Origin of the sequence: Synechococcus sp. UW179A, from assembly GCF_900473965.1 — a bacterium.
Taxonomy (GTDB): Bacteria; Cyanobacteriota; Cyanobacteriia; order PCC-6307; family Cyanobiaceae; genus Synechococcus_C.
In genome coordinates this window covers 1-23,415 of record NZ_UCNJ01000004.1, presented here as the reverse complement: position 1 = coordinate 23,415, position 23,415 = coordinate 1, and the positions used below count along the sequence as shown (strand labels likewise).

General features: G+C 52.8%; 30 protein-coding genes and 1 tRNA gene. 12 read left to right on the top strand and 19 right to left on the bottom strand.

From position 1 onward, the window contains the following. Positions 1 to 29: 29 nt before the first annotated feature. The 4 genes from DXY31_RS01695 to DXY31_RS01680 form a co-directional block, all read right to left on the bottom strand. Complete coding sequence (locus tag DXY31_RS01695; RefSeq protein ID WP_114991220.1) at positions 30 to 644, bottom strand: histidine phosphatase family protein; 615 nt, start codon at positions 642 to 644, stop codon at positions 30 to 32. A gap of 466 nt (positions 645 to 1,110) precedes the next feature. Then, on the bottom strand, positions 1,111 to 1,359 hold the full coding sequence (locus tag DXY31_RS01690; protein ID WP_114991217.1) for a Nif11-like leader peptide family natural product precursor: 249 nt from the start codon (positions 1,357 to 1,359) through the stop codon (positions 1,111 to 1,113). A gap of 149 nt (positions 1,360 to 1,508) precedes the next feature. After that, the gene (locus tag DXY31_RS01685) at positions 1,509 to 1,790 is read right to left on the bottom strand and encodes a Nif11-like leader peptide family natural product precursor (RefSeq protein ID WP_114991571.1); all 282 of its coding nucleotides are present in this window, start codon (positions 1,788 to 1,790) and stop codon (positions 1,509 to 1,511) included. Positions 1,791 to 2,463: 673 nt separating this feature from the next. Next, entirely contained in the window at positions 2,464 to 2,745 is a 282-nt protein-coding gene (locus DXY31_RS01680; protein WP_114991213.1) for a Nif11-like leader peptide family natural product precursor, read from the bottom strand. Positions 2,746 to 3,204: 459 nt separating this feature from the next. On the opposite strand from DXY31_RS01680, the gene DXY31_RS17505 reads away from it, so the two are divergent. Further along, positions 3,205 to 3,369 (top strand): hypothetical protein, encoded by a 165-nt coding sequence (locus tag DXY31_RS17505; RefSeq protein ID WP_244279458.1) that lies wholly within the window; start codon positions 3,205 to 3,207, stop codon positions 3,367 to 3,369. After that, the gene (locus DXY31_RS17500; RefSeq protein WP_244279448.1) at positions 3,339 to 3,485 is read left to right on the top strand and encodes a DUF3104 domain-containing protein; all 147 of its coding nucleotides are present in this window, start codon (positions 3,339 to 3,341) and stop codon (positions 3,483 to 3,485) included. Before DXY31_RS17505 ends, DXY31_RS17500 begins: the two co-directional genes overlap by 31 nt. 154 nt (positions 3,486 to 3,639) lie before the next feature. Here the strand turns inward: DXY31_RS17500 and DXY31_RS16300 are convergent, their stop codons facing one another. Continuing rightward, entirely contained in the window at positions 3,640 to 4,023 is a 384-nt protein-coding gene (locus DXY31_RS16300) for a hypothetical protein (RefSeq protein WP_137024854.1), read from the bottom strand. Positions 4,024 to 4,222: 199 nt separating this feature from the next. Between DXY31_RS16300 and DXY31_RS16640 the strand changes: the two genes are divergently transcribed. Next, positions 4,223 to 4,477: a hypothetical protein gene (locus tag DXY31_RS16640; RefSeq protein WP_170953481.1), complete on the top strand. Its 255-nt coding sequence runs from the start codon at positions 4,223 to 4,225 to the stop codon at positions 4,475 to 4,477. 518 nt (positions 4,478 to 4,995) lie between these two features. Here DXY31_RS16640 and DXY31_RS01660 read toward each other — a convergent pair. From DXY31_RS01660 to DXY31_RS01640, 6 genes are all read right to left on the bottom strand, one after another. After that, positions 4,996 to 5,232 carry a Nif11-like leader peptide family natural product precursor gene (locus DXY31_RS01660; RefSeq protein ID WP_114991206.1) on the bottom strand — a complete coding sequence of 79 codons (237 nt, stop codon included), beginning with the start codon at positions 5,230 to 5,232 and terminating at the stop codon, positions 4,996 to 4,998. 167 nt (positions 5,233 to 5,399) lie between these two features. Beyond that, complete coding sequence (locus DXY31_RS01655) at positions 5,400 to 5,660, bottom strand: Nif11-like leader peptide family natural product precursor (RefSeq protein WP_114991203.1); 261 nt, start codon at positions 5,658 to 5,660, stop codon at positions 5,400 to 5,402. A gap of 187 nt (positions 5,661 to 5,847) precedes the next feature. Further along, positions 5,848 to 6,093, bottom strand: a complete 246-nt coding sequence (locus DXY31_RS01650; protein ID WP_114991200.1) for a Nif11-like leader peptide family natural product precursor — start codon at positions 6,091 to 6,093, stop codon at positions 5,848 to 5,850. Positions 6,094 to 6,295: 202 nt separating this feature from the next. Next, complete coding sequence (locus tag DXY31_RS01645) at positions 6,296 to 6,568, bottom strand: Nif11-like leader peptide family natural product precursor (protein ID WP_114991197.1); 273 nt, start codon at positions 6,566 to 6,568, stop codon at positions 6,296 to 6,298. A 214-nt stretch (positions 6,569 to 6,782) separates the two neighbouring features. Next, positions 6,783 to 7,118 carry a hypothetical protein gene (locus DXY31_RS16295; protein ID WP_137024853.1) on the bottom strand — a complete coding sequence of 112 codons (336 nt, stop codon included), beginning with the start codon at positions 7,116 to 7,118 and terminating at the stop codon, positions 6,783 to 6,785. 91 nt (positions 7,119 to 7,209) lie between these two features. Next, entirely contained in the window at positions 7,210 to 7,602 is a 393-nt protein-coding gene (locus tag DXY31_RS01640) for a thermonuclease family protein (protein ID WP_114991194.1), read from the bottom strand. A gap of 83 nt (positions 7,603 to 7,685) precedes the next feature. Here DXY31_RS01640 and DXY31_RS17265 point away from each other — a divergent pair, with 83 nt between their 5' ends. Then, positions 7,686 to 7,841 (top strand): hypothetical protein, encoded by a 156-nt coding sequence (locus DXY31_RS17265; RefSeq protein WP_206749780.1) that lies wholly within the window; start codon positions 7,686 to 7,688, stop codon positions 7,839 to 7,841. A gap of 431 nt (positions 7,842 to 8,272) precedes the next feature. Here DXY31_RS17265 and DXY31_RS01635 read toward each other — a convergent pair. Further along, positions 8,273 to 8,359, bottom strand: a tRNA-Ser gene (locus tag DXY31_RS01635). A 73-nt stretch (positions 8,360 to 8,432) separates the two neighbouring features. Beyond that, positions 8,433 to 10,769, bottom strand: coding sequence for a ribonucleoside-triphosphate reductase, adenosylcobalamin-dependent (gene nrdJ / locus DXY31_RS01630; RefSeq protein ID WP_114991191.1), 2,337 nt, complete (start codon positions 10,767 to 10,769; stop codon positions 8,433 to 8,435). A 137-nt stretch (positions 10,770 to 10,906) separates the two neighbouring features. Between nrdJ and DXY31_RS01625 the strand changes: the two genes are divergently transcribed. Genes DXY31_RS01625 through DXY31_RS01615 form a run of 3 tightly spaced genes read left to right on the top strand, consistent with a single transcriptional unit; the run spans position 10,907 to position 15,467 of the window. Then, entirely contained in the window at positions 10,907 to 13,123 is a 2,217-nt protein-coding gene (locus DXY31_RS01625) for a mechanosensitive ion channel family protein (protein ID WP_114991564.1), read from the top strand. Continuing rightward, the gene (locus tag DXY31_RS01620; protein WP_170953479.1) at positions 13,120 to 13,833 is read left to right on the top strand and encodes a trans-aconitate 2-methyltransferase; all 714 of its coding nucleotides are present in this window, start codon (positions 13,120 to 13,122) and stop codon (positions 13,831 to 13,833) included. The genes DXY31_RS01625 and DXY31_RS01620 overlap by 4 nt, the downstream gene beginning before the upstream one ends. Beyond that, on the top strand, positions 13,830 to 15,467 hold the full coding sequence (locus DXY31_RS01615) for a peptide chain release factor 3 (RefSeq protein ID WP_114991558.1): 1,638 nt from the start codon (positions 13,830 to 13,832) through the stop codon (positions 15,465 to 15,467). Before DXY31_RS01620 ends, DXY31_RS01615 begins: the two co-directional genes overlap by 4 nt. A gap of 93 nt (positions 15,468 to 15,560) precedes the next feature. On the opposite strand, the gene DXY31_RS01610 is transcribed toward DXY31_RS01615, so the two are convergent. Beyond that, positions 15,561 to 15,932, bottom strand: coding sequence for an AbrB family transcriptional regulator (locus DXY31_RS01610; protein WP_114991188.1), 372 nt, complete (start codon positions 15,930 to 15,932; stop codon positions 15,561 to 15,563). Positions 15,933 to 16,665: 733 nt separating this feature from the next. Between DXY31_RS01610 and DXY31_RS01600 the strand changes: the two genes are divergently transcribed. Next, positions 16,666 to 17,196, top strand: coding sequence for a hypothetical protein (locus tag DXY31_RS01600; protein WP_137024852.1), 531 nt, complete (start codon positions 16,666 to 16,668; stop codon positions 17,194 to 17,196). Positions 17,197 to 17,738: 542 nt separating this feature from the next. Continuing rightward, positions 17,739 to 18,428, top strand: coding sequence for a CPP1-like family protein (locus DXY31_RS01590; RefSeq protein ID WP_114991179.1), 690 nt, complete (start codon positions 17,739 to 17,741; stop codon positions 18,426 to 18,428). Here DXY31_RS01590 and hslO read toward each other — a convergent pair. Further along, positions 18,396 to 19,337 carry an Hsp33 family molecular chaperone HslO gene (gene hslO / locus DXY31_RS01585; RefSeq protein WP_114991176.1) on the bottom strand — a complete coding sequence of 314 codons (942 nt, stop codon included), beginning with the start codon at positions 19,335 to 19,337 and terminating at the stop codon, positions 18,396 to 18,398. The two genes, DXY31_RS01590 and hslO, sit on opposite strands and share 33 nt — an antisense overlap. Positions 19,338 to 19,358: 21 nt before the next feature. After that, positions 19,359 to 19,991 (bottom strand): ABC transporter ATP-binding protein, encoded by a 633-nt coding sequence (locus DXY31_RS01580; protein ID WP_114991553.1) that lies wholly within the window; start codon positions 19,989 to 19,991, stop codon positions 19,359 to 19,361. Positions 19,992 to 20,087: 96 nt separating this feature from the next. On the opposite strand from DXY31_RS01580, the gene DXY31_RS01575 reads away from it, so the two are divergent. Both DXY31_RS01575 and DXY31_RS01570 read left to right on the top strand, forming a co-directional pair. After that, positions 20,088 to 20,537, top strand: coding sequence for a DUF3531 family protein (locus tag DXY31_RS01575; RefSeq protein WP_067096925.1), 450 nt, complete (start codon positions 20,088 to 20,090; stop codon positions 20,535 to 20,537). Beyond that, on the top strand, positions 20,534 to 21,295 hold the full coding sequence (locus DXY31_RS01570; protein ID WP_244279447.1) for a 16S rRNA (uracil(1498)-N(3))-methyltransferase: 762 nt from the start codon (positions 20,534 to 20,536) through the stop codon (positions 21,293 to 21,295). Before DXY31_RS01575 ends, DXY31_RS01570 begins: the two co-directional genes overlap by 4 nt. On the opposite strand, the gene DXY31_RS01565 is transcribed toward DXY31_RS01570, so the two are convergent. After that, positions 21,285 to 21,566, bottom strand: a complete 282-nt coding sequence (locus DXY31_RS01565; RefSeq protein ID WP_114991173.1) for a hypothetical protein — start codon at positions 21,564 to 21,566, stop codon at positions 21,285 to 21,287. The two genes, DXY31_RS01570 and DXY31_RS01565, sit on opposite strands and share 11 nt — an antisense overlap. 54 nt (positions 21,567 to 21,620) lie before the next feature. Further along, on the bottom strand, positions 21,621 to 22,067 hold the full coding sequence (locus DXY31_RS01560; protein WP_114991170.1) for a hypothetical protein: 447 nt from the start codon (positions 22,065 to 22,067) through the stop codon (positions 21,621 to 21,623). A gap of 84 nt (positions 22,068 to 22,151) precedes the next feature. On the opposite strand from DXY31_RS01560, the gene DXY31_RS01555 reads away from it, so the two are divergent. Further along, positions 22,152 to 22,919 (top strand): TIGR00297 family protein, encoded by a 768-nt coding sequence (locus tag DXY31_RS01555; protein ID WP_244279446.1) that lies wholly within the window; start codon positions 22,152 to 22,154, stop codon positions 22,917 to 22,919. Here the strand turns inward: DXY31_RS01555 and DXY31_RS01550 are convergent. Continuing rightward, a partial coding sequence (locus tag DXY31_RS01550) for an RNA polymerase subunit sigma (RefSeq protein WP_114991164.1) occupies positions 22,888 to 23,415 on the bottom strand: 528 nt, incomplete at its 5' end. The genes DXY31_RS01555 and DXY31_RS01550 overlap by 32 nt on opposite strands.

Genomic DNA, 23,415 nt, shown 5'->3' with positions numbered 1-23,415 from the left:
AGTGTTAACTAGTCCACGAGTGGTGATGACTAATAATTGCAGTGGATAGATGGATTTATTCCTAGCTTGTCGATTTCTAATGATGCTTTGCCATTTTTGAATGAGATGACCCAGATACTGTCAAAATCTTCTTTTCTCCATTGAGGTGGATTCTTTACCCCGAGGTTTTGAGCGATATTTTGAATTTTGCTGTGTTTCCATACTAGAAGGATAGTGCCTGCTTTAGAAAGTAGATGTTTAGCTATGCCATCATAATCTTTTCCGCCAAAGCTGCTGTTGACTTCTAATTTATTCTTGATCGCTAATGGAGTGACTGTCTGAAACATTCTTGCATGACGCGTGTGTTCTCCGTTCTTTAACGAAGGGACAAAAGTATGATCAAAATTTAGAAATTTTTTATTAAGTACTTCCGGAAGCTGCAGAGCTCGGTTCAAGCCTTTGCATGACAGATTGTGGTTATTTAATGGTTTCTCTCCATGTCGGATTATCACTACAGTTAAGTTATTGCTTGGGGTTACTTTAATAACGTCCTGAGCAGCAGTAGACAGCAAAACTCCGTTGGCGAGTGTCAGTGCAGCAACACCACTTAGGGAAAACGTTAATCTCGGTGAATGCTGCATTGATTCAGCTAGCTCTCCGCCCATGATGACTAGCTTTTATCGACATTGCATGTTGCAGTAGTCAGTTTCAGCTTTGTTGCTCTTCAGTAGGGAATTAATTCCCCCGAACTTTGCTGGGCTTCAATGACAGACTTTTAGCGATCTTGCACTATTTACTTCTTCCCAAATGCGTTCAATTGTGCCAGGTCTTGAAGGTGAATTAAGGGGGGGTGTGGGTTTAAAGCATTGAGCTTCTCTGAAAAGGGCCTTGAGCTGTTCCTCAGATGTTAACTTAAATACTTGATGTGCTTATAGGGTTAAGACGCGAAGTATCAAGCGATATTTAAATGTTATCGCGAATTTATAGAAAGGCGAGACTTTTATTTTGCGCAAGTTTTGCCAGCACAATAGAGGCCATACTATCTATGGACAATCTGGTTCAAAGTAAGTTCAGCATTCGTTAGAACGAGAGTAAACATCAGACCTGCCTCATTTTTCCGAAGCTTTCAGTTCAGCAGTTAAAATAAGTGCAGCATTCGTTTGAACAAGAGAAAACATCCGTTCTACCTCCACCTGCAGAAGTTTCCAGCTCAGCATCAGAAATATTTTGCTGGCACAAGGCCAAGTCATCTTTCGACAAAGAGAATCCAGCAGCTTTTGCAATCGCTAAAACGTCTGCACCTTCCGCCTTTAGTTGTTTTTGCAGTAAATCATCTGATTGAATTTTAGCAATGAATGCCTTGAGTTGTTGTTCTGACATTGATTCTGATACTGGCTGTTGGTTGTAAGCCTAAGGTTTAGGCTATTGATAGCTTATGGCATAATCTTGAGATTGAAAAAACTGTAAATCCAATTCAAACATAGTAGCTCAGTAGTGCTAATCGTAACGAGCCTGATAGCCAAATCTTATCAACATAAATCACCTAAACAGGATTGCAAAATAGTACAAGGGAAGTATGGAAGATCACAAGTTTCACTTTGTGTGAGACCCCCACCAGCAGCAGTTTCAAGATCTGCATCCGTAAGCTTATTTCTTTGTTTTTTAAAGAGAAGCAGATCTTTTGTATCTATTAAGAACCCAGCAGCCTTCGCAATAGCAATAGGATCAGCACCTTCTGCTTTCAGCTTCTCCTGAAGCTCGGTGTCACCTTTGACCTTTTCTAAGAAGGCTTTGAGCTGTTCTTCTGACATGACTATCGGCAATCTATAACGACTATAGCAAAAGTGTTCCACAGTTTTATTGGCTAATTATTAGTGTGCTCAATCGTGCCGGGTATTGAAGGAGAATTCATGAGTTTTTGAGTGTAATTGTCACAAAAAACCCTTAGTCAATATAGGGGCTTTGGCTGCGTAGTCCATCCCACTGACTTTTATTGTTTGTTCATTCCCACTGCCACTTTTTAGTTTGAGCAGGTTTTTGTTTGAGTATTAAGCCAAATATGCTTGGCCTGGCTGAAAGAATCCTTGGCGCCGAGTCGCGCCTTCATAGGTCCTCTTCAGAAAGCGGGATTGACCGTTCTTTTCATCTTCGAAAGTAATGCCAGTTCCTGATTCCGGAATAATCTCAATCACAGCATCTGTGTCCAAAGTTGTTGCGTGCTTCTTATGGGGCTTAGTATTAGCCTTGATGTCTTCAATAAATGCTTTGAATTAAGTTCTGTTAAGTGAATTAGAGCCATGAAAGCATCACGGCAAGAAATACTTTAATGGACAAATTATAACCAACTATGATTGTCATAAAGATGCCTAGACTGATGTTATCACTGCACTTCAATGACAAGACTGAGCGTTGAAGAGATAGGTGTTTCTTCTCCCGAAACAATAATTGCCCTCAAAAGAGGGCAATTTGCCAATATCTATGACCTCATTCTTTAGGGTAACCGACTTCAATAGGTAAGGACTGTTTGCAAACACATCCAACAGAACAGCTTTTCCCGGCCTGGCCACCTCCACCTCCGGTAATCGCCTCAAGCTCCTGATCCGAAATGGAATCTCCCGCATACAAATCATCCACAGGAACTGTGTAACCGAGTTCCTTGGCTATTTCAGCGACAGCCTGTGGACTTGTTGCAGCTTTAAGCCTTGACCGTAGACCTTCGTCAGCCGAAGCCCTCTCCATGAAGGCATCGAGTTGATCATTAGACATCAGAAATTAAAGCATAAAACAACTGTATAACTATAAACCCGACTCCTTCAGGTGAAATTCAAGCCAAAAGGGGATTACTTTGCTTACCCGAGCAAATTCATTTTTTACATGCTAATTCTCGATACCGTTCCAAGGTCGATTGCGTTCAAAGTTCCAAAGATTCCAGCGAGAGATTTCCACTGTTTTGTTGCGAATGAGCTCGCCGAATTTAGCTAATAGGGCAGTGCGCATTACTGAATAACATCAGTAAGCTTGACTTTGGGGCCCTTCTTCTTCTTTGGTTGCTCTTCAGTCATTGGAGTTGTCTGCTTGGGCTCAGTGGCAGCAACAGGCAGCTCCGGAAGATTTGGTTCACCAGCAGCGTTGCCGTACCCAGGCACCATCTGGACTCGTCCTGCCAGGCGAACTTGAGCAGTCCTTCTGATTTGCGGATAGTACGGGCGTTCTGTTTTTGCAGGTATGTCAGATGACCATTGGATCCACAACCAGTTCGACCCTTCGGAACGCCCGATCGTTCTCGATGCGGCTCCCGGTATGACGGTGATCGTGAAACACGACCGTTTGAAGGGGAGAAGCACGACAAGGATTGCTGGATGGGTCAGGTCATTCACCGCGGAGGAGTAGCCCTTGACCCGAAAGCCCACGACTTCTTTAAGATCGCTTATGTGGACTCCAGCAAGATCAGATGGGGCAACGTTGATTTAGTGACGCATATTCTGCCGTGCGACCCAGGGAAATAAAAAACCCCGCATTTGGCAGGGCAGACATTAGTGAGAGTTGTTTTGTCGGGAGATCGATAGCGATTACTTAACGCCCCCTGCTTTTCCCTTCCGGGTTTTGTATAGCTCTCAGCCTCGCTTTCATGGCATCAGGCTTCCCGACAACAAATGAATCTCAGAGTCTGATCTGGATTCCAAATCCAGGTTGAACTCGTTGGGGATAGCCGTATCCATAGGGGGTAATGATACGTGGGTAGCCATACACCTCGCGGTTGTAAATTCTCTGAGAATGACGCCAATCTCGATTGTATGCCCTCTGATAATGATTAAAGTCACGAATATCGTGACGGAAGTCACGGCGAATTCTTCTCAGCTCATGATGACGATGGTGACTATGGTGATGCTGATTAGCTTCTGCTTCAGGGGTGATAGCCAATGTTGAAACTCCCAGCGCTCCTGCACAAAGAGCTGCAGTAGCAATTAGCCTTTTGAATCTGTCAGTGGCAGTGATCGATTGGGTGACCATAGCTTTACTTCGGTTGTATTTAGGCTCATTCATGAGACCGATACGAAGGGTGAGACTACGCTGAGAAATTGATGTGGATAGCTGTGGTCTTCCCTCCGATGTAGTGATAGTCGCTGAATTGCTGTCATCCCATGTCCCCCGGAAGGGTGAACTTCCCTGCCCTAGCTATCCCCCGTTCAGGTATGCAGCGCGTCCAGGGGAACGGGCTGGCCTATGTCCAATAGATCTCGGCATGGCTGCTGGCGACCATTGCCTGGTGCACGTTCATTCCGTCCACGAACAGCTCTCCTACAGTCCGGCAGTAGCGATCGGTGGTGATGCGGCGAAGGCCTTCCGGCTGAGCTCGCTGACCATTCAGTTCGATGGTGTTGATGCAAGCCAACCTGATCTGCTCACCGCCTCTGGTCCGGCAGGTTTCACTGTCGTAGCAGTTGCGGATGGTGACGGTTTCGAGGACCGCAACGGGCTGCGCCAGGCCCACCACTGATTACAGTTCAACTGGTCTGATGATGGCAGTACGGAATCGCATCTCTCATCTGAAGCGACTCTGAGAATCCTTTAAGACACGAAAAACCAGTCATTGACTGGGCTTTTGGAACGGAGAGGCTCGGATTCGAACCAACGGTGCCATTGCTGACATGCTGGTTTCCAAGTCCAAAGGTGAAACCAGTTGCAGCTCGGGTTTTGATTCCTAAAGCGATGGCATGGCATCATTCATGACATCAATTCCACCGCTGGTCTTCAGACCAGTGGTGTATCGCGTTGATGCATCACTACGGCACCAACCCTAGGGAGTCTTAGTTGATTGCTGCCGCTGAACGCGTGTTGCTAGGAGTTGCTAGTTGGTTGAAGGCTTGATTACTAATTAAGCGCTGACTATTGCTTCTCAATTGCGCCCAATCGTGCCAGGTATTGAAGGCTGATTGTTGGGCTTATGGGTGTAATTGAAGCAATAAAAACCCCTTTCTATACAAGGGGCTTTGATGGTTAGTAGGCTCAATATTCTTAATTACACCGCCTCCCCAGCAGTGCCCACAGCACTGAATACCCTCCGCCAGAGGCTCCTTCCAGCTCATCGTCAGATACAGATTGCGAGTGAATGTCATCTTCAGTGATTGAGAATCCCGCTGCTTTTGCGATGACCATTGCTTCCTCAGAGGAGGCTGCCGCCTTGCATTTTTCTTGCAATTCGGTATCGGCTTGAACTTTGGCGATGAATGCCTTCAGTTGTTCTTCTGACATTGGTATCGGTAGTCTTTAGTGGTTATAGCAACGGTCTGCTGCAGCGTCTTTGGCTAACAATTACTGCGCTCAATCGTGCCAGGTATTGAAGGCTGATTTGTGGGATTATTGGCGTGATTAAAGCAATAAAAAGCCCCTGTCAATACAGAGGCTTTGAGGGCGTAGGCTCACTCGCAGATCCGTGCCTTTAATAGGCTTAAAGGAGTGATAGTGATAATCATAGGTGAAGTACCGCCGGCTGCGTCTTCCAGCTCCTCATCTGTGATCTCTGATTGAGCGTTCTTCAAGTCATCAGCAGAGATGCTGAAGCCAGCTTCTTTCGCAATCGCAAGAACTGCATCAGTATCAGCTGCAGCTTTGAGCTGTTCCTGAAGCGTGGTGTCGCCTTTTACTTTTTCAAGGAACGCTTTGAGTTGCTCTTCTGACATGAGTAGCAGGTCTTTTCAGCAGTCATAGCAACGGTCTGCTGCAGCGTCTTTGGCCAATACTTATAGCGCTCAATCGTGCCAGGTACTGAATGCCAACTTATGAGCTTTTAGGGGTGATTGAAGAAATAAAAAACTCCTGCTAATGCAGGGATTTTTGAGATCGCAAGCAGAGCACCCGTCTTGCTAGCTATATTCTGTCAATGGTTTGACCCATTCTGCACCCACCCGGAGGATCATAGAAGCCTCCAGCGATACCTTCCAATTCCACTTTTGAAAGTTCTGATTTAGCCTTCTTCAAGTCGTCAACGGAAATCATAAAACCAGCGTCTTTAGCAATCGCAACAAGGTCAGCACCTTCTGCTTTGAGCTTCTCTTTCAGACTGGTATCCGCTTTGACTTTTTCTAGAAAGGCTTTAAGTTGTTCTTCTGACATTGGAGGGCGCGGAGCTACTGCCTGGTCATAGCAGTGGTCGGCTGCGGTGACTACAAGCAATAAAAAAGCCCGCTAAGTGAGGGCGATGGTGCCAGGTATTGAAGGCTGATTTATGGGGTTAGTCAGACTATTGATGCAATAAAAAGCCCCTGCTAATGCAAGGGCTTTGAGGGCGTAGGCTGGGCAACGATAAGAACGCGAGCTAGCTGGGGCAGCCATACAGAATGGGCGCAAGTGAAAGGTGACGAAAGGCTCCTTCCAGATCAGACCCACCAGCTACACCTTCCAGATCCTCGTATGACAATTCTACCGTTGCCGATTGCATTGATTGAATATCTTCTGCGGTAATTGCAAATCCTGCTTCTTTCGCAATCTCCGCAACAGCATCTACATCTGCAGCTCCATTGAGCTTCACCTGAAGGCTGGTGTCAGCTTTGACTTTTTCCAGGAAGGCTTTAAGTTGTTCTGAGGACAAGGGTGATTGTGATTGGTCAGTTCAGTATTTATATCAACGGTCGGCAGTAGGCAATGAAAAAAAGAACCCCGCACTTGGCGGGGCGTGGTTGGTGTGAGGTGTTTGTCAGGAGATCGATAGCGATTACTCAACGCCCATTTCTTTCCTCTTTCGGATCTTGTATGGCTCTCTGCCTCGCTTTCACAGCTTCAGGCTTCCCGAAAGAAACTTCAAATCAGAAGCTGATCTGGATTCCGAATCCAGGATGGCGATGGTTATATCCGTAAGCAGGAATCACTCTCGGGTAGCCATACACCTCGCGGTTGTAAACCCTGCGAGCATGCCGCCAATCATGATTATATGCTCTCTGGTAATGATTAAATTCGCGAACATCATGGCGGAATTCACGATGAATTCTTCTTAGCTCATGATGTCTGTGGTGATGATGATGGTGGTGATGCTCTTTTGCGTCAGCAACCGGTGCAGCAATAAACATTGAAGCGCCGATAACAGATGCGGCAGCAATGGAAGAGACGAGTTTCATTTGTTTGGTGTGAGGGTAGGAGGTCATCCCTCCGATGTCTTCACCATCGCTGAACTGAGCGAAACCCACATCACCCGAAAGGGTCTCTTAAGGCCCTCTGTCTCCCCCATTCAGGTCTTCAGCGCGTCCAGGGGCACTGGCTGGCGTAACGCCAAAAGATCTCGGCATGGCGGCTGGCGACCATGGCCTGCTGCACGTTCATCCCGTCGACGAACAGCTCACCGACGGTCCGGCCATAACGGTCGGTAGTGATCCGGCGAAGGCCGACGGACTTCCCCACCACCATGCCGCGAAGGTGATCACGGGCAGCCCTAGCTCGCTCTGGTCGAGCCCGCTTCCCTCTCAGCTCAGAAGTGTCGATGCAGGCCAGCCTGATTCGTTCGCCGTCAGAGGTTCGGCAGGTGTCGCCGTCGTAGCAGCTGCGAATGGTCACGGTCTCCAGGGCCGCAGCAGGAATCCCAAGCTGCAATAGCAGGGCAAAAGAGCCGATCGCAGCGGATCGAAGTTTCATCACTTCTGCCCCTCATCTGAGCTTGGGCATGCTTTTACCACTATTGGATTTTTTGCCTGTAAGAGCAATGAGCGATTCAACCGATGGCAATAGCCCCAATGCGGGTGGAAAGTAAGTTCATCGAGATCGGAGGAGCTGATGACAGCCGATACTCCACCAGCGCAGATCGCAGAAGCAGACTGACTTCTGGCTCCTGCTCCAACAGTCTCAACAATGACCTGGGTTGGTCGTTTGGTTAGGTACACATCAGATACGTCACGCCAATCGCGGCTCCATTTGCACCGCCCTAGGTGCCCTAGGAGAAAACAACCCGACACCTAGAGCAAATGGCCCCAGGGCGCCTCCAGGCAGAAGCTTCGACCTCTTCCTTTCCCAACAAGTGATGGGTTGAACAATGCACAAACGAGCGAGCTAGGCCGTCTTTCCACCGGGGAGGGCGGCCTTTCTCTTCGTTCAGGCGTGGCCATCTCCACGGCCAACCCATCGAGCTTTAAGGCTGGCTGCAGTGGCACTCAGATCGACGGGCCTTTTTTGGACACTTTTTTGGCACGTTCTGCCCTTATTTGCCCCGATTCCAAGCCTTGGGGCTGCTCGTAGGAACTCTGCTGTAGCCCCGCTGAGAACCCTTTTAGACACTAAAAAAACCCAGTCATTGACTGGGTTTTTGGAACGGAGAGGGTCGGATTCGAACCGACGGTGAACTTGCGCCCACGCTGGTTTTCAAGACCAGAGCCATAAACCACTCGACCACCTCTCCAGCCTGCGTGACATCGGTGACGTCCGCATGATCATTTTAAAGGAGTCACCACAGGATGACTCCTTTCTCGCGTTCAACTGTTGGGCTTGGCCAGAGGTAGGAGGCACTTGTCTGAATCGCAACCTGCGGGTCCCGCTTCGCTGATTTCACCCATGTCGTAGCGCTGCAGAGCTTCGAAGAAATCAGTACTCACGCGACGTTTGATCACGTCGGATTGCATCCGCTCGTAGGTTGCGGCATCGATTGGCTCGAATGGCAGCCTGGGGAAGGTGGCGTTGGCATCGAAACGGGCCAGCAAGGCAGCTGAGATGTAGCCATCTCCTCGGTCGATGCTGCCGTGAAGTGCGTCGACGAGCGCATCGATTTCATGCTCACGGAATTCGATCGTTGCCGATGTGTTGTGAGCGGTGTAGTGGGTCTGCACCTGCATGTAGAAATCAAATTGGGCCATGGCCGAGAAGGAGTTGATGTCCACCGCATCTGCGCCAGGCAGGTTGGCCCAGCTCACTTCAGTTGGAATCTCAACCAGCCACTCGGTGCAGCGGCTGTCAAATGGGTCATCGAGCAAGCGACCTTGCTCGTCCTTGTCGGACTGAGAGGGCACCACTGTGTAGCCATAGTCCATGCAGGCCATCGCAACGGGATCGTTCTTGCCAAACGTGATGCGTCGGATGAAACGCTGCGCTTTGGGGGGGTGCCAGCCAGGAGCAGCACCAGTGAGCAGGCTTTTCGTACCGGCGGGTTGAACAGTGGTGCAGCGGTTTGGGCGACGCAGTCCGTGACGGTCGCAGTACTCCCAAACGGCTTCATTGACCGTTGCCTTCCAGCGACTGAGGTAATCGGCTTCCTGACGCTTGAATTCACGGCCTTCCTCCGTGTCTGGGCGACCGGCTTCCCACCATTTCAGCCAGGGGGTTCCGAAGGCGTGAACAAAGAAATCGAATAAGCCCGTAAAACTCACGCCAACGATCGGATCCCAGGCACGGCTTTGGCGATAGCGCTCCACTTCGAATTGATGGTTCAGCAGACAAGCCACCGATAAGGCACCAGCCCTGAAGGCGTCACGCTGTCCCTCGTCGTCGCTTGGGTCAATCTGATTGAGATGAACTTCCGCAAGGTTGCAGTGGAAATCCGCACCAAGGATTTCTCCACAGGGATTGAGCCCATAGCGGCCGAGTCGATGCTCGAGTTCGTCATCAGCAATCGGGCCGTGATTCAGATTCAGCCAGCGACCTGCTTCTTCCTTGCCTTGATCGCAATAAATGTCGATGAATTCCCGACGCAGTTCAGGGGTGGAGAGAAGGTCGGCATTGGAGCGAGCAATCGCTTCAGGTGCAAACTGGATCGCTCCCTCACCGCTGTGGAACTGACGGGTGACCGCCTCTAACACCACCTCGCGGCTGGGGCGGGTGTGATAGACCCGGGTGTGGTTGGCCATTCGCAGGGCATCACGCTCGGGATCAATCCGCCAATTGCCGTCGGAATCCTGCTGCCAGAGGTTGTCTTTAGCTCCTGCTGCGCTGGTGTCGTTGGATGAAAACTGACGCATGCCTGCGCTGCGACGGATGTTGCCGGCCACGATGGTGACGGCAGCTTCATCAATCAGCAGGCAGCATTCAATCGATGTGAGCTTGCGTCCGACGGCTTTGCCCAGAAGACGGGCGACACGTGCGTAGAGATCCTTCAGCTTGACCGGATTGGCCATGCCGCCGAAGCCCTTGAGGGTTTCGCCAACAGGTCGTACGTCGGAGAGGTCAACTTCAACCTTCACCGTCCGTCCTGCAAAACGCTGATCACTGCTGAGGTTGAGCAGCAACTGATAGCTATCAACCCAGCCACGGCGGGTGTCGCCAACCCGAATCGAAACCGTGTCGCCAGCAATGGTGTGGCTCGTGCACTCTTGACGCTCACTCGCAGGCGTTGCGCCGATGTCGGTGACGTTGATCACCTCAATCGGATTGGTGACCACCGGTAGTCGATCGATCAGGTGCGGCTCGATGATGGCGCCTGTCCCGCAGCCCATCATCGCCAGGTCCATCATCAGACCGAAGGCTTCCCAGTCCACAAGATTGGTGGAAGTGCAGTTGTAGGAGCCGGAGAAATTCTCTTGGCGTTCGATCCAGGGGGTGCCGCCGATCCAGAGCCAACGTCCTGACGGCAAAGCTTTCTTTTCGGCCTGCATCCGTGCCATCAGCGCAACCTCTGCGTCGGTCAGCTGGCCGAGCTTTTGCAAACCGCCGAGATTTCGGGCCCCAACTTCACTCCAACTTTCTCGTCCAGCAGTGCTGCGTCGGCTGTAAGTCCGATAGAAAACGGGATTGGCTGCGGGTGCTGTTGCGGGGAAGTCCCCATTGCTGGACAGGGTTTCGGTGATGTCCTGGGTATCACTGCGGCTTGGAGACAGGGTCACGTTGTCAGGCGGGTCAGTGCCGGCACCCTAACGCCAGCAATGGGGGTAGCAAGTGGTTGGTGGCACTATCAGCAGTGTCGCTGGTCAAGAGGGGTGAGGGGCTGCCACCATTTCGGCCAGTCATCGTGAGCAGGCAGATGGTTTGTTCTCAACGCCCGGTGAGGCGACTGTTCACGCGATTGTTCACACGAACGTTGCGATTTCAGTTGGTTGCTTTGCTGGCACTGGCCTTGTGCATTGGGCCGGCGCTGCTACCTGTAACTGCGACTCAGACTTCTCAGCCTCAACCCCAGAACTCCAAGGGGCTGATTCCGATTGAAAATCAGCCGTTCTTTCCACAGCTGGTGAAGTCTTCCGAGACCTGGAGTGATGTGGTGCTCGATCAGGTGGTCGGAGACAGCCCTCGGGCCACTCTGCTGAACTTTTATGCCGTGATGGCTGATGTTGGCCATCGTGCTGATCGTCTTGGCCGGAGATCCAGCGACCAAGATCAGTCACGTCGGGAGCAGATTGACGACACGAATCTGTTGTTTGGTCTGGCGGTCAAGGCACTGGATGTCAGCTCAATTCCCAAGAGCGTCCGCGATGACATGGCAGATGAGGCAGCGATTCAGCTCAAGCATGTGCTCGATTACGTGCTGACCCACAGCCGGCAGGTGATTGACGTCCCCGATGTGGAAGGGATGAAACAGCTGAATGATCGCCGTTCAACGCCAACCAACTCATGGCGGATTCCTGGAACAGCGGTCACCCTTACATCTGATCTTGATGGAGATCCAGAGAACGAAAGCTTTTATTTTTCAGCGTCAACGGTGTCATCGATCCGCTCGATGTATGACGAGATCAGGGCCATTCCCGTGATCGAACAACCATTCGCCACGCCTCATTTTTACTCCGACTTCATTTACACGCCTGGTTATCTCATTCCCCCAGACTGGTATTTGGCTTTTCCAGAGAGCTGGCGTGGCTTGTTCGAGTGGCCGATCGGAGATCAAACACTTTTTCAAGTGCTTTGTGCCGCACTGTTGATTGGTGTTTATGGATTGATCTCATTCCGCCTGCTGCGGATGCTATTCAGCACTTACAAAGCAGGGTTTCAACGACTTGAAAATGATCAGGCCATCTTTCAACTGGATTCATTGGCCTGGAAGCGGGTGCTGATTGTGCTGCCTTCGCTGCCTCTCACCTATATCACTGAACAGCTGATCGATAACATCCTCAACTTCACAGGCTTGCCACTGGTAGTGGCCATTTATTCGTTTTATGTGATTTGGTATTTCTCAGCCAGTGTTCTTGTCTTCTTTCTCTTTGAGGCGGTTGGTCGTAGCAGCTCTGAGGTTCTTGCACGGGTTCGTGGTGGGGAATCTCCGATTCAATTGCGCAGGATCACCAGTCTGGTGATGCCGATCAGCCGAGCAGTCGGCGCCTTGGTTTCAGTCGTTCTGATCTATCGGCTGTTGCTGTTGCTGGGCCTTCCTTCCAGCACTGTGCTTGCCTTTTCAGCCGTACCGGGCCTCGCTATCGGCCTTGGCGCCTCCAAGCTGCTCGGCAATCTGTTTGCTGGATTGTCGATCCAGACCGATCGTCCGCTTCGGGTGGGCGAATTCTGTGAAGTCGGAGGCAATCTCGGCTTCGTGACCAAGATCGGCCTGCGTTCGATGGAACTGCAAACGCTGGAAAGTCGCGTCACGATCCCTAATTCCGTTGCGGATGAAGCCACAATCGTCAACTTTTCAAGACGAGGCGTCAGCTGGGAGCGTCAGCCGGTGCAGGGGCTTGAGTTGCGCTTGCCGATTCGTGACCCTCTCTCCCCGTTTCAGCTGGAGGAGTTGATGCGCCAGGCCAGACGGATGGTGGCCATGCCTGAAACGCTTCGGTTGGAGTTGGAACTGCATGAACCTGTGGTGAGTCTCGAATCACTCGAGGACGGCACGAATCAGCTGATTGTGTTTGTGATGGTGCAACTGCATGGCTGGACAGCATTCTTGAAAGTGCGTGAAACCCTGCTGGTGGCCCTGGAAGAATTGCTGGAACGCGTCTCACTCAGTGAGGTTGTTGTGGGTGTTGCCTACAGCACAACGCCTGAACAGCTGGAGAGCATTCCAGAGCTCATGCGATCAGTGGTGGCGGAGGATGCTCAGCTTGATTTCGAGGCTTGTCGGCTCGTGCGTATTTCTGCCTTCAGCTATGACCATGAGTTGGAAATCCGTTCATGCCATGCCACGCATGACGCCTTTGAAAACAGTGTGCACCGACTCAATCGCAGGATCCTTGAGGTGCTCTCGCAGCATCGGATCGAGATTCCTTTCCCCACGCAGACTTTGGAGTTGCATTCCACTGAATCAAGTCAATGATTCAGCGCATTCCTGAACCGGAAGTTATGAACGACCCGCTGCAGGTGGATGCCTATGCAGCAGCCGATTTCAGTGGAACTGATCAGGCCATGGTTGAACGGATCTCTACGTTGCTGCAGTCATCCGGGGCGTCTTTCGGTGCACAAGCGCGTTTGCTTGATCTTGGTTGTGGACCAGGAAACATCACGGCTCGACTTGCCCAGCGATGGCCGCACTGTTCAGTGCTTGGACTCGATGCCGCTGATCGGATGATTGCTGTTGCGGATGATCGTCGACGTGACGCAGGGTTGTCCCACGAGCGTCTCCAATACAAACAGACTCTGTTGCCGATCCATCAGACAGATCAACAGGCGGATCTGATTGTCAGCAATAGCTTGTTGCATCATCTTCACGATCCTCAGCAGCTTTGGTCCTCGCTTATTCCACTTGCATCCCCTCACTGTCTGGTGCTGCATCGCGACCTACGGCGTCCTAACAGCCAGGCAAGCATTGATCGACTCTGTCAGTGCCATGTCGCCGATGCACCAGCGGTGCTTCAACGTGATTACCGGGCATCACTGCATGCTTCCTTCACGTTGGAGGAGGTCAAAGCGCAGCTGCTGCATGCCGGTCTGGGGCATCTGCGGGTGGTTGCCGTTGAAGACCGCTACCTGGAGGTGAGTGGCTGGATCACGGGCTGTCAGGCTGGTTCTGATCAATGCAGGCCATGAGCACGGATTCAGCACTTCAGGACGGACGTGAGCTGCTGGATGCGGTAGCGAGACGGCGTAATTTTGCGATTATTTCGCACCCTGACGCGGGTAAAACCACGCTCACCGAGAAATTACTGCTGTACGGGGGGGCTATTCAGCAGGCTGGTGCCGTGAAAGCTCGCGGTGAGCAGCGCAAGGTCACGTCCGATTGGATGGAGCTTGAGAAACAACGGGGTATTTCGATCACCTCCACCGTGCTTCAGTTCGATTACACGGGAAACACCATCAATCTGCTGGATACTCCCGGCCACCAGGATTTCTCCGAGGACACTTACCGGACTCTGGCCGCAGCGGATAACGCCGTGATGCTGGAAGACGCGGCCAAGGGGCTTGAGCCGCAGACCCGCAAACTGTTTGAGGTTTGCCGCATGCGGGAAATTCCCATCTTCACGTTCATCAACAAGATGGACCGACCGGGTCGGGAACCTCTCGCTCTGCTCGATGAAATTGAATCGGAACTGGAACTGACCCCCTGGGCCGTGAACTGGCCGATCGGTAGTGGCGAACAGTTTCGTGGGGTGATTGATCGTCGGTCCCACGAGGTGATTCTGTTTAGTCGTGCTGAACGCGGGCGACAATCGGAGGAACGTCATCTCTCTCTGGATGATCCTGAGCTCAAAGAGCTTGTGGAACCTGAGCTGCTCGAGCAGGCGGTTGAGGAGATGGAGCTGTTGGACGCAGCCGGCGCTGAACTTGATCTGGAACTGGTGCATGCCGGCGAGCTGACACCTGTGTTTTTTGGTTCGGCGATGACCAATTTCGGTGTGCGTCCCTTCCTGAATGCGTTTCTGGAGATGGCTCAGAAGCCTGTGGCACGTCAAGGACAAGACGGTCCTGTCGACCCATTGCGGCCTGACTTCAGTGGTTTCGTGTTCAAGCTGCAGGCCAACATGGATCCTCGTCACAGAGACCGGGTCGCTTTTGTACGTGTTTGCAGCGGACGTTTTGAAAAAGACATGACAGTCCGTCATGCCCGCACGGGAAAGGCCATTCGTTTGTCACGTCCGCAGAAACTGTTTGGGCAGGACCGTGAGGTTGTGGAGGATGCGTTTCCAGGGGATGTGATTGGACTGAACAATCCCGGGATGTTCTCGATTGGCGACACTCTTTACACCGGAACCAAGGTGGAATACGAGGGGATTCCCTGTTTCAGCCCAGAGATTTTTAGCTGGCTGCGAAATCCCAACCCATCAGCATTTAAGAATTTCCGTAAGGGGGTCAATGAATTGCGTGAAGAGGGAGCCGTTCAGATCCTCTATGACAATGACGAGAGTAAAAGGGATCCGATTCTCGCTGCAGTTGGTCAGCTGCAACTCGAGGTCGTGCAGCATCGTCTTCAGAACGAATATGGCGTTGAAACACGTTTAGAGCCACTGGGCTATCAAGTGGCTCGTTGGGTTACTGGTGGCTGGCCGTCATTGGAGAAAGTCGGTCGGATCTTCAATTGCAAAACCGTGAGGGATGCATGGAATCGACCAGTTCTGTTATTCAAAAACGATTGGAATCTCAATCAGCTTCATGAAGAGCATCCCGATCTTGAGCTCAACGCTGTGGCTCCTGTTGTGAGTGGGGTCGAGCCGATCAGCCTTTAAGCGCAGCAGTCGCTGAATGTTCAGGCAATTAAAAGCCCTCCGTGATGGGGAGGGCTTTTGGTTTGGTAATGAAATTGAACGGTAATCAGCTCATCACTCTTCGCCTTCTTCGTCAGTTGCGCCTACAGGGATCAAGCGAATTGCTTTGCGACCAAGCTTGATTTCAAATTCGTCACCTGGGTTGAGGTCAAGCATGGCGGTGTAGGCCTTGCCCACAAGCAGATTGCCGTTTCCTTGAACTTTTGCGGTGTAGCTGAGTTTGCGGCCACCTTTGCCAATTCCGGCGGTACCAGTTCCCAGCTCGACACCTTTGGCGCTCAGAAGTGCTTCATAAAAAGCCGTGAAGTTGACTCGCTGGCCTCCATCTTTTTTGTCGGTGACGTAACCGCAGGCAGTGGCCAGGTCAGTTTTGGAAACATCACCAAGCTCTTTCACCTTCGCCAGAAGATCAGATCCAGTAAGCATCGATAAACCTTATCTATATTCATTTATGCATTACATGCATCAGTTCGTCAACTATTCAATCCGGTCCTGTAGGTAGTGTTGTTTAAATGGGTGTCTGTGCTGCTGCTCGTTTGAATCGCGCTGCAGAACGTTGTCAACGGATCGGATGCATCTGTTGTTTCTGATTGAGCTGAGTGCTTTCAGACTGCGATGCAGATTTTATGGGAGCCTGAATTCGCCAAAAGCCCACTTTCATTGCCAGCCCTGGTGTTTGGGTTTGAGTGTGAACACCTCTTGGCAAGCCTGTCTCAGCGCAAAGCGAGCTCGCTTCTCTGAAAAGTATGTGTTTTCGCTTGATCGACTCCACGAGTGAAGTGGTCCATGAGCCCGCCTCTTCTCGATGCGGTTGCTTCTCAGAGTCGCAACCGTCGACTGAAGCCTTGGTGAGAAGCTGTGGTCCAGGTGCTGTGAGCTCATGAACGGAAAGCATGTGAACCTCGACAAAGGGTCGGCTTGAAGTCGATGACGGCAATGCCTGACGTCTGCCGCCTTTCACATCTCCAGTTGGTGCCGTTCTGAGCAAACGCAAGTTCTGGGGACAGGCACTTCCTTTTCGTGCTGCTCACCCGACTTGATTGTTGACACGCAAAATCTTCTTTAGTCCATGGATTCGGCTGGATGGTCGCAGCCGTTGGTTTAACTGAGTCTTGGATTGATTAGTTTGGCCTGGAATACCTCTTAGGAGCGTTTTGAGTTGTCCGTCGGGCGTTTACTTGTTTTTGCAGTTGTGGTCTTGTTCCCCTCTGCTGCATCAGCGCTTGAGGTTTCGGCGGTTCGAGGCGTTCTCGATTCCCATCCAGTGGTTGCTTCGGTTCGAAAGTACCGTGGCAAGGTTGTCATCAAAGATCAATGCAAAGCAGACAACTATGCAATGTTCGTTAACTATGGTCCGAATCCATACCTGATTATCTGTCCAAAATCGGCACAGTCACTGGCTTTGATTGAACGTGCACTCCATCATGAAGCTGTGCACATGGCCCAGTGGTGTTGGGGGACAGCCTCCCTTTACAGCAGCAAAGACTTAAGGGCTAATGCAATGAAAAAGGGTTTGACTTACAAGCATGCGGATTTGGCCTTAAAGAGTCTGGGGCATCAGCCTGGCTCAGATCAATATGAGTCTGAGTGGGAGGCCTATTACTTTGAAGATGCGCCTCCGAAGTCGATTGTTTCTCTGCTAGATGAAAATTGCAAAGATGCCACTCAGAAGGATCTTGATCAATATTAAAAAATTGCATTTTTGGCTGGGTTTGCTTTAAACCGCAGGCTCTTCATCAGCGCTCTAAAGGGGTTATGAGCTTGCTGGCAGGATGCTGCGTGCTCTTTGGTTTGGCGGCTATGGCGAGATCTGGTTCGAATCATTGTTGGCTTGAATCCCAATCCTTGTTGAAATGTTGAGATTCATCCACGACCGCTTTTCAGTCACGGGGAAGCAATTCCATCGCCAGAATATTGCCTCTGAAGCGGTCTGCTGTGGAAACCCTGTGGCTGCTCCGTCCCTGTGACGACGGCGGTACCGATTACGTTTGTTTTCGTGATCATCGGGATCACGTAGAGGTTTTGGAGGGTTACCATCAGCCCCCCCAAATGCCTTTGATCAAGCACCGTCAGGTTTTGCTCACTGCCGAGGTGCCCAGTTTTCGGCACCGTTTTGAGCGTCAGCATGGATTCCGTCACGGTCCGCCTCTGTTCTGAGTCGCTTCTGAATCCATCGTTTGTACTCGCTTGGGCGTGTATCTCGATAATCTCTAGGCAGGTTGCTCTATATCAATGGCTGCAGGGCTGGATCCAAGTTCGGATTCGGATCCTAAGGATCCCTATTCCTTGCTCGGCGTCAGTCCTGGCGCTGGGTTCGACGACGTTCAGAAAGCCAGAGATCGGGTCGTCGCATCCTGCGGTGATGACGCAGTCGCGCGCGCCCGAGTGGAGGCTGCGTACGACGCTGTGCTGATGGCGCGTCTTCGTGATCGTCAGTCAGGTCGTCTGAGTTCGGCAGCAGCCTCCGCTTCACAGGTAGAGCGCCAACAAGTTTCTGCAGGAGTTCCTAGCAGTGGCAATGGACCTGCAGCTTTGTTGACGCGTCTGCGCGGCATGTCGTTGCCAGCGCCATCGCTCAGTGGTGCTGGTTTTGTGCCTGATCTGCAATTGGTGCAGGGTCAGGGACTTGTTGTGCGCTCCATCGCGGGGGCATTGGCCTTGCTGCTGCTGCTGCTGGCTCCGCAAACCGTTGATCTGCTTCTGGCCTTGTCAACGATTGCTGTATTCGTCAGTCAAGTCAAACGAGGCCGGCGACCCCTGGGCTCTCTTGGCTGGACCCTTTTGCTTCTAATTGTGGGCTTGGCTTTGGGTGCATTGCTCAGTGCTTTCACCGCTCAGACTGGTCTGCCACTTGGTGTGGAGCAATGGCAGGCGCTGCCTACCTTGCTTTTATTGCTTGCCGGAGCTCTTCTGCTCGCCTGATTGGCTCATCTCGTCAATCAGGCTTTGCAGCTCTGATTCACTGAATCGATAAACCTCACTGCAGAAATGACAGGTGAGCTCCGCTCCTTTGTCTTCCTTCAGCATTAAGTGCAATTCTTCGGTGCCCAGCAACGTGAGTGCTCCCAGGCTCCTTTCACGGCTGCAAGGACAGTGGAATTGCACTGGCTGAGTTGGTTCGCTGCTTGGTATGGGCTGAGGATCGAGATCTGGGAACACATCCCGAAGCAACTGTTCCGGATGGTCGCCGCAGCTGTGCAGCTTCTTGCTGAAGTGTTCAATCTCGCGGCACCTCTCCTCGAGCAGAGCCACCAAAGCGGGCTCTTCTGCTGCCTTGGGCAGCACCTGAACCAGCAACCCTCCGCTGCTCTGCAATCCATCACTATTGATCGTTTCGCCCACGAACACCGCTGAGGGTGTTTGTTCGGAGTGGAGCAGATAGGAGGCAACATCGTCTCCGATGCCTCCGCTGACCAGTTCCACCGTGCTGCTGAAGGGTTCGCCTTTGCCGTCATCCCGCACCACATGTAGATAACCCGTTCCTGCCGCCGAACCAAAGTCGAAACTGGCTTGGCCTTCGGCATCACGTATCGGGTCGAGTTCCAGCGAAGGGTTGCCAACAAAGCCCCGAACGCTTCCGTCTCGACCGGCATCCACTGTTAGTCCTCTTAGAGGTCCGTCTGAGCCCAGTCGCAGGTTGACGCGACCATGCCGCACCTTCATGGAACTGGCCAGCAGCAGACCCGCACCCATGGCTCTGCTGAGCATCACGGTGGTGAGGTAGGAGAGCCCGTGACGTGATTGGGCGGCACGAGAGGTTTCGCCAGTGGTTACCGCCACAAGCCTGATTCCCCCACCTGCTGCGGTGGCGCGGACCAGCCGATCAGCCATGGCACTTCAAGAATCCAGGCGTCATGGTGACAGAGCATGCAGTCGACCATTGCGCAGGCGCAGATGCTCGCAGCTCCAGTCCTGGAACAATTCCGGCTCGTGGGTCACCACGATCAACAAGCGCTCCTGGCTTAACCGGTCAAGCAGGTCGAGCACTTCGCCACGCACTGACCAGTCGAGTCCTGCGGTGGGCTCATCCAGCAGCAGCACATCCGGCTTGCGTAGCAGCTGCACCGCCAGGGCCAGTCGCCGCTGCTGTCCGCCGCTGAGTCGCTCCGGAGCCTGACGTCCATCCACTCCACTAAGTCCGACCTTGCGAAGTGCGGACATCATCTCCTCACTGTTCAGCCGCCGGTGGCCCAGCTTCAGTTCCTGGTTGACGCTCAAGCCCAGAAAGTGTCGTTCTGGAAACTGAAACACCACTCCGCAAAGCCAGCGTCGTTGACGCTGATTCAGCGGCTGTCCTTTCCAGCTGATGCTGCCGTTGTTAGCACCTGCCATCCCGCTGATCACCTCTAAAAGGCTGGTCTTGCCACTGCCGCTGTCGCCGGAAATTAGAAGGGGTCGCCCCGGATCGGCCTTCAGCTGGATGCTGTTCAAGACCAACTGCTCTGCTGTTGCAGGTCTGTAATTGATATCCGTGAGTTCCAGCATTCCGCTCGAATGCCCCGTTCCGGGCTGCTTTCTTTGGCTCTCCAGCATGGTCGATGGTTGCCTCAGCGGCGATGATGACCGTGTCAGCGGTGGGTCATGCGCGTTCGCTTCCGAGAAGTTGATCCTTTCAATTGCTGGGTCTGGTTGCGATTCAGCGAGATTCCTAGTCAGGGAGAACGGAATTATGTGGATGGCATCTTTGACAGTTGGTACGTCCTGGGGCGTCTCGGAGGTTTCAATGCCGAGAGCCTTCAGGTGCATGAAGAAGGGGATGAGCTCAGCTGGATGAGCTACGAAACTGAGGAAGCCACCGGTGTGATGCCGGCCTTGATGCACAACATGGGCCAGATGGAGTATCAGCAGGACTGGGCCCGTTGCTGGATTGATCTGGGCACTAGCGATGGGATTGCCCTTGATGTTCTGATCAATGCCCTGCGTCAGCTTGATTCTGATGTAGTGCAGCTCGAGGAACTGCTGATCGGTGGTGTGAATGACGACTGGCCGGTGGAGGACCATCCCGACAGCGTTTTTCCGGGCATGGGTTGATCGTTGTTGTGGCGGAACGACGACGCCTGCTGATCGACTCCCGCAGGTTGCAGTGTGCCGATGATCATCGTCGTTTTGTGCTGGAGGAGCATGAATCGCGCTATCTCCGCAAGGTTCTGCGTCTGAAGCAGGGTGCTCAGGTGGATGTCATTGATGGTTGTGGCCATCTCTGGACTTCTCGTCTTCTCGACGGACACCAACTCGAGTTGTGCACAGAGATCGAGGCGCCCAGTCAGAGCGTGATGTCCCCACAGCCGAAATTGGGCCTTGCCATTGCTTTGATTCGTCGAGGCATGGATGAGGTCGTGCGGATGGCCTGTGAACTGGGTGTGGATCGGCTGCAGCCGCTTGATTGCCAACGCTCCGTTCCTCAGGCTGAGCATCGTCCGGAGCGTTGGAGCTCGATCCTCCAGGAAGCCGTTGAACAGTGCGAGCGGCTCTGGGCTCCTGAGCTTCCCGCCGTGTGTTCCGCTGCAGCGTGGTGGGGAACACCGGGCCAGCAAGACCTGCGCCTGATTGCGGTCACTCGTGAGATCGAGAGCCCACCACTGTCTGAACTACTTGCGGCTCAGGCTTCTGTGGATCGATCCATCTGGCTGTCGATTGGACCCGAGGGGGGATGGAGCGATCAGGAGATTGCAGCAGCACAAGCGGCAGGCTGGATCTCTGTTTCTTTGGGTGACACCATCCTGCGCAGCTCCACAGCCGCTGTGGCTGGGGTCAGCAGTCTGAGCAACTGGCGGACCTTCAGGTGCTGAGGCTCCGACGTTTACAGGCATCCATGAAGGGGCGCCCTTTCACTCCCATGCGCTGCATCAGAGCGATCTGAACGGAGGATGGTCCCTGGACTGCGCGGTTCACATCAGGTTCTGATTGTTTGGAACTCTGGGCTTGTCCTAATCCACCCTGCCTGAACAGCTGACCGAGACGGTTCGTGAAGAACTGAAGAGCTGATAGTGGCCGGTTCATGTCGGTCGGGGCAGGAGCTGCGGCTTGCCTTTGCTCGTTCACTTGAGGAAGCAACGGCATGACGCATCAATCGGTCAGATCTGGATTGTGCCTGACAGTGATGCCAAAGCCAGTTCAGCCTTTGAACAGGTCAGTTGCCATGCTGCGGAATCCAGCCAGGTTGTTGCCAGGACGACGCTTGCCGGGACGAATGGAGTTGCCAGGTTGAAGTGCCTCTGGGGCAAAGGTGACGAGTTCAACCTCTGGTCTTGCGGAATCTGCTGCAGCTAGTTCAGCTGCGATGGTTTCAGCAATGGTCAGGGATGGCTTCGCCTTGGTCTCGACCTCAGTGCTCTCTGCTGTTGTGTCGGTTTTGCTTTCAGCAGCAACGGCAATAGGAGCAGGAGCGATCTGTTCAACAGGAGCAGGCGCGATCTTTTCGACTGGAACTGGAACAGCTGCGGGCTGAGATGACTCAGGCGCACTCTCGACCTGGATCTGCTTGGTTTGAGGCTTGGGCTCTGCCGCTTTCTCCTTATGGTCTCCCAGCTCAAGGAAGAAACCCTTTCTGTTCAGCACCATGCCTCAGCGGGGAAATCGTCTAGGTGATTATCCGTGTCGGAGCTCCCTTCAGCGTTGATGCTTAGGGCAGTGCAACACAGCCTGATGTTTTCCACGCCTTTTGAGCTCCCGTCTCAAACCGCTGCGCTGTGGCTCACTGCGCTAGTGCTCAATTCGCTCTTGATCAGTCTGGCTCAGCGTTTTCCGCTGCTGACTCGGGCCGGTTGGTGTCATGCAGGCATCCTTGGCACGGTGCTTTGGGGCTCGCTGGCCTGGCGCGGTTGGTTGGCCGTTGTGGCCTACCTGGTGCTCGGCTCCCTTGTGACCAAGCTGGGTTTTGCCAGAAAGCAGGAGCTGGGTCTTGCCGAAGGACGTGGCGGTCGTCGCGGTCCGGAAAATGTCTGGGGATCAGCCTTCACCGGACTCGTGCTGGCCTTGTTGATTGCTGCTCGCATCGGATCGCCGCCGTTGTTGCTGATCGGCTTTGCCACGAGTTTCGCGGCAAAGCTGGCCGATACCTTTGGCAGTGAGATCGGTAAGCGCTGGGGCCGAACCACTCTGTTGATCACCACTCTCCGGCCCGTGCCTGCTGGCACGGAGGGTGCGGTGAGTGTGGAAGGAACCCTGGCCAGTGCTATTGGCAGTTTGTTGATGACTGTCGTAATGGCTGTCCTTGGATTGGTTCAATCCGAGGCTGCTTTTACCGTTGTGCTGGTGGTCGGCTTCATCGCCACACTGCTCGAAAGTCTGCTTGGAGCTCTGGGCCAGGACCGTTGGCCCTGGCTGACCAATGAGCTGGTCAATGGCCTCCAGACCGCCTGGGCAGCAGGCCTGGCCATCGTTACTGCTTGGCTTCTGGGTTTGTCGAGCTGAAATTCCGAACCGCTTCGGCACGCAGAGTGTTGAAGATCCCTTGCAGTGCTGTACGCAGGATCTGCCGGTCGATGCTTTCGCGTCGTGCAATCTCCGTGAGGGATAGTCCATCGATCCAGAAGGCACAGAGCCAACGGCAATGGTTCGGCTCCATGTTCGCCAGCGTTTGGATCAGCCATTCGCGTTGTGGATCAGCCTGCTGGCGTCCGTGATCTTGAAGACAATCGATTCGCTCCACTGGTTCAGAAGACCCATCGCTGTTGCTGCGCCGATAATGCAGTGACTGGATCCGACGATCCTGGTGTGCCATACAGGCCTCTTGCCAGCGCTCCGTGGTGACTCCGAGTTGTTTTGCGAGGTCCTCATTGATGAGCTGTGGCAGCCCCACATGCAGTCGTCGCTCCTGCACTTTCATCCCGCGTGCATGCAGATCACCTAGTCGCCAGGGGATTCGCAAGATTTGCAGCCTGTCTCTGCGGTAATGCTTGATCTGCCC

Bases quoted from the DNA above. Each gene is read 5' to 3' on its own strand.
- DXY31_RS01560 (WP_114991170.1), bottom strand. From the start codon at position 22,067: ATGGTGCTGAACAGAAAGGGTTTCTTCCTTGAGCTGGGAGACCATAAG.
- hslO (WP_114991176.1), bottom strand. From the start codon at position 19,337: ATGGCTGATCGGCTGGTCCGCGCCACCGCAGCAGGTGGGGGAATCAGG.
- DXY31_RS16300 (WP_137024854.1), bottom strand. From the start codon at position 4,023: ATGAATGAGCCTAAATACAACCGAAGTAAAGCTATGGTCACCCAATCG.
- DXY31_RS16640 (WP_170953481.1), top strand. From the start codon at position 4,223: ATGGCTGCTGGCGACCATTGCCTGGTGCACGTTCATTCCGTCCACGAA.
- DXY31_RS17500 (WP_244279448.1), top strand. From the start codon at position 3,339: ATGGGTCAGGTCATTCACCGCGGAGGAGTAGCCCTTGACCCGAAAGCC.
- DXY31_RS01680 (WP_114991213.1), bottom strand. From the start codon at position 2,745: ATGTCTAATGATCAACTCGATGCCTTCATGGAGAGGGCTTCGGCTGAC.
- DXY31_RS01580 (WP_114991553.1), bottom strand. From the start codon at position 19,991: ATGCTGGAACTCACGGATATCAATTACAGACCTGCAACAGCAGAGCAG.
- DXY31_RS01625 (WP_114991564.1), top strand. From the start codon at position 10,907: ATGGTTTGTTCTCAACGCCCGGTGAGGCGACTGTTCACGCGATTGTTC.
- DXY31_RS01615 (WP_114991558.1), top strand. From the start codon at position 13,830: ATGAGCACGGATTCAGCACTTCAGGACGGACGTGAGCTGCTGGATGCG.
- DXY31_RS01555 (WP_244279446.1), top strand. From the start codon at position 22,152: ATGTTTTCCACGCCTTTTGAGCTCCCGTCTCAAACCGCTGCGCTGTGG.
- DXY31_RS01655 (WP_114991203.1), bottom strand. From the start codon at position 5,660: ATGTCAGAAGAGCAACTCAAAGCGTTCCTTGAAAAAGTAAAAGGCGAC.
- DXY31_RS01620 (WP_170953479.1), top strand. From the start codon at position 13,120: ATGATTCAGCGCATTCCTGAACCGGAAGTTATGAACGACCCGCTGCAG.
- DXY31_RS01695 (WP_114991220.1), bottom strand. From the start codon at position 644: ATGGGCGGAGAGCTAGCTGAATCAATGCAGCATTCACCGAGATTAACG.
- DXY31_RS01610 (WP_114991188.1), bottom strand. From the start codon at position 15,932: ATGCTTACTGGATCTGATCTTCTGGCGAAGGTGAAAGAGCTTGGTGAT.
- DXY31_RS01590 (WP_114991179.1), top strand. From the start codon at position 17,739: ATGGCTGCAGGGCTGGATCCAAGTTCGGATTCGGATCCTAAGGATCCC.
- DXY31_RS01640 (WP_114991194.1), bottom strand. From the start codon at position 7,602: ATGAAACTTCGATCCGCTGCGATCGGCTCTTTTGCCCTGCTATTGCAG.
- DXY31_RS01660 (WP_114991206.1), bottom strand. From the start codon at position 5,232: ATGTCAGAAGAACAACTGAAGGCATTCATCGCCAAAGTTCAAGCCGAT.
- DXY31_RS17265 (WP_206749780.1), top strand. From the start codon at position 7,686: ATGGCAATAGCCCCAATGCGGGTGGAAAGTAAGTTCATCGAGATCGGA.
- DXY31_RS01650 (WP_114991200.1), bottom strand. From the start codon at position 6,093: ATGTCAGAAGAACAACTTAAAGCCTTTCTAGAAAAAGTCAAAGCGGAT.
- DXY31_RS01690 (WP_114991217.1), bottom strand. From the start codon at position 1,359: ATGTCAGAACAACAACTCAAGGCATTCATTGCTAAAATTCAATCAGAT.
- DXY31_RS17505 (WP_244279458.1), top strand. From the start codon at position 3,205: ATGTCAGATGACCATTGGATCCACAACCAGTTCGACCCTTCGGAACGC.
- DXY31_RS01565 (WP_114991173.1), bottom strand. From the start codon at position 21,566: ATGCCGTTGCTTCCTCAAGTGAACGAGCAAAGGCAAGCCGCAGCTCCT.
- DXY31_RS16295 (WP_137024853.1), bottom strand. From the start codon at position 7,118: ATGACCTCCTACCCTCACACCAAACAAATGAAACTCGTCTCTTCCATT.
- DXY31_RS01685 (WP_114991571.1), bottom strand. From the start codon at position 1,790: ATGTCAGAAGAACAGCTCAAAGCCTTCTTAGAAAAGGTCAAAGGTGAC.
- DXY31_RS01575 (WP_067096925.1), top strand. From the start codon at position 20,088: ATGCGCGTTCGCTTCCGAGAAGTTGATCCTTTCAATTGCTGGGTCTGG.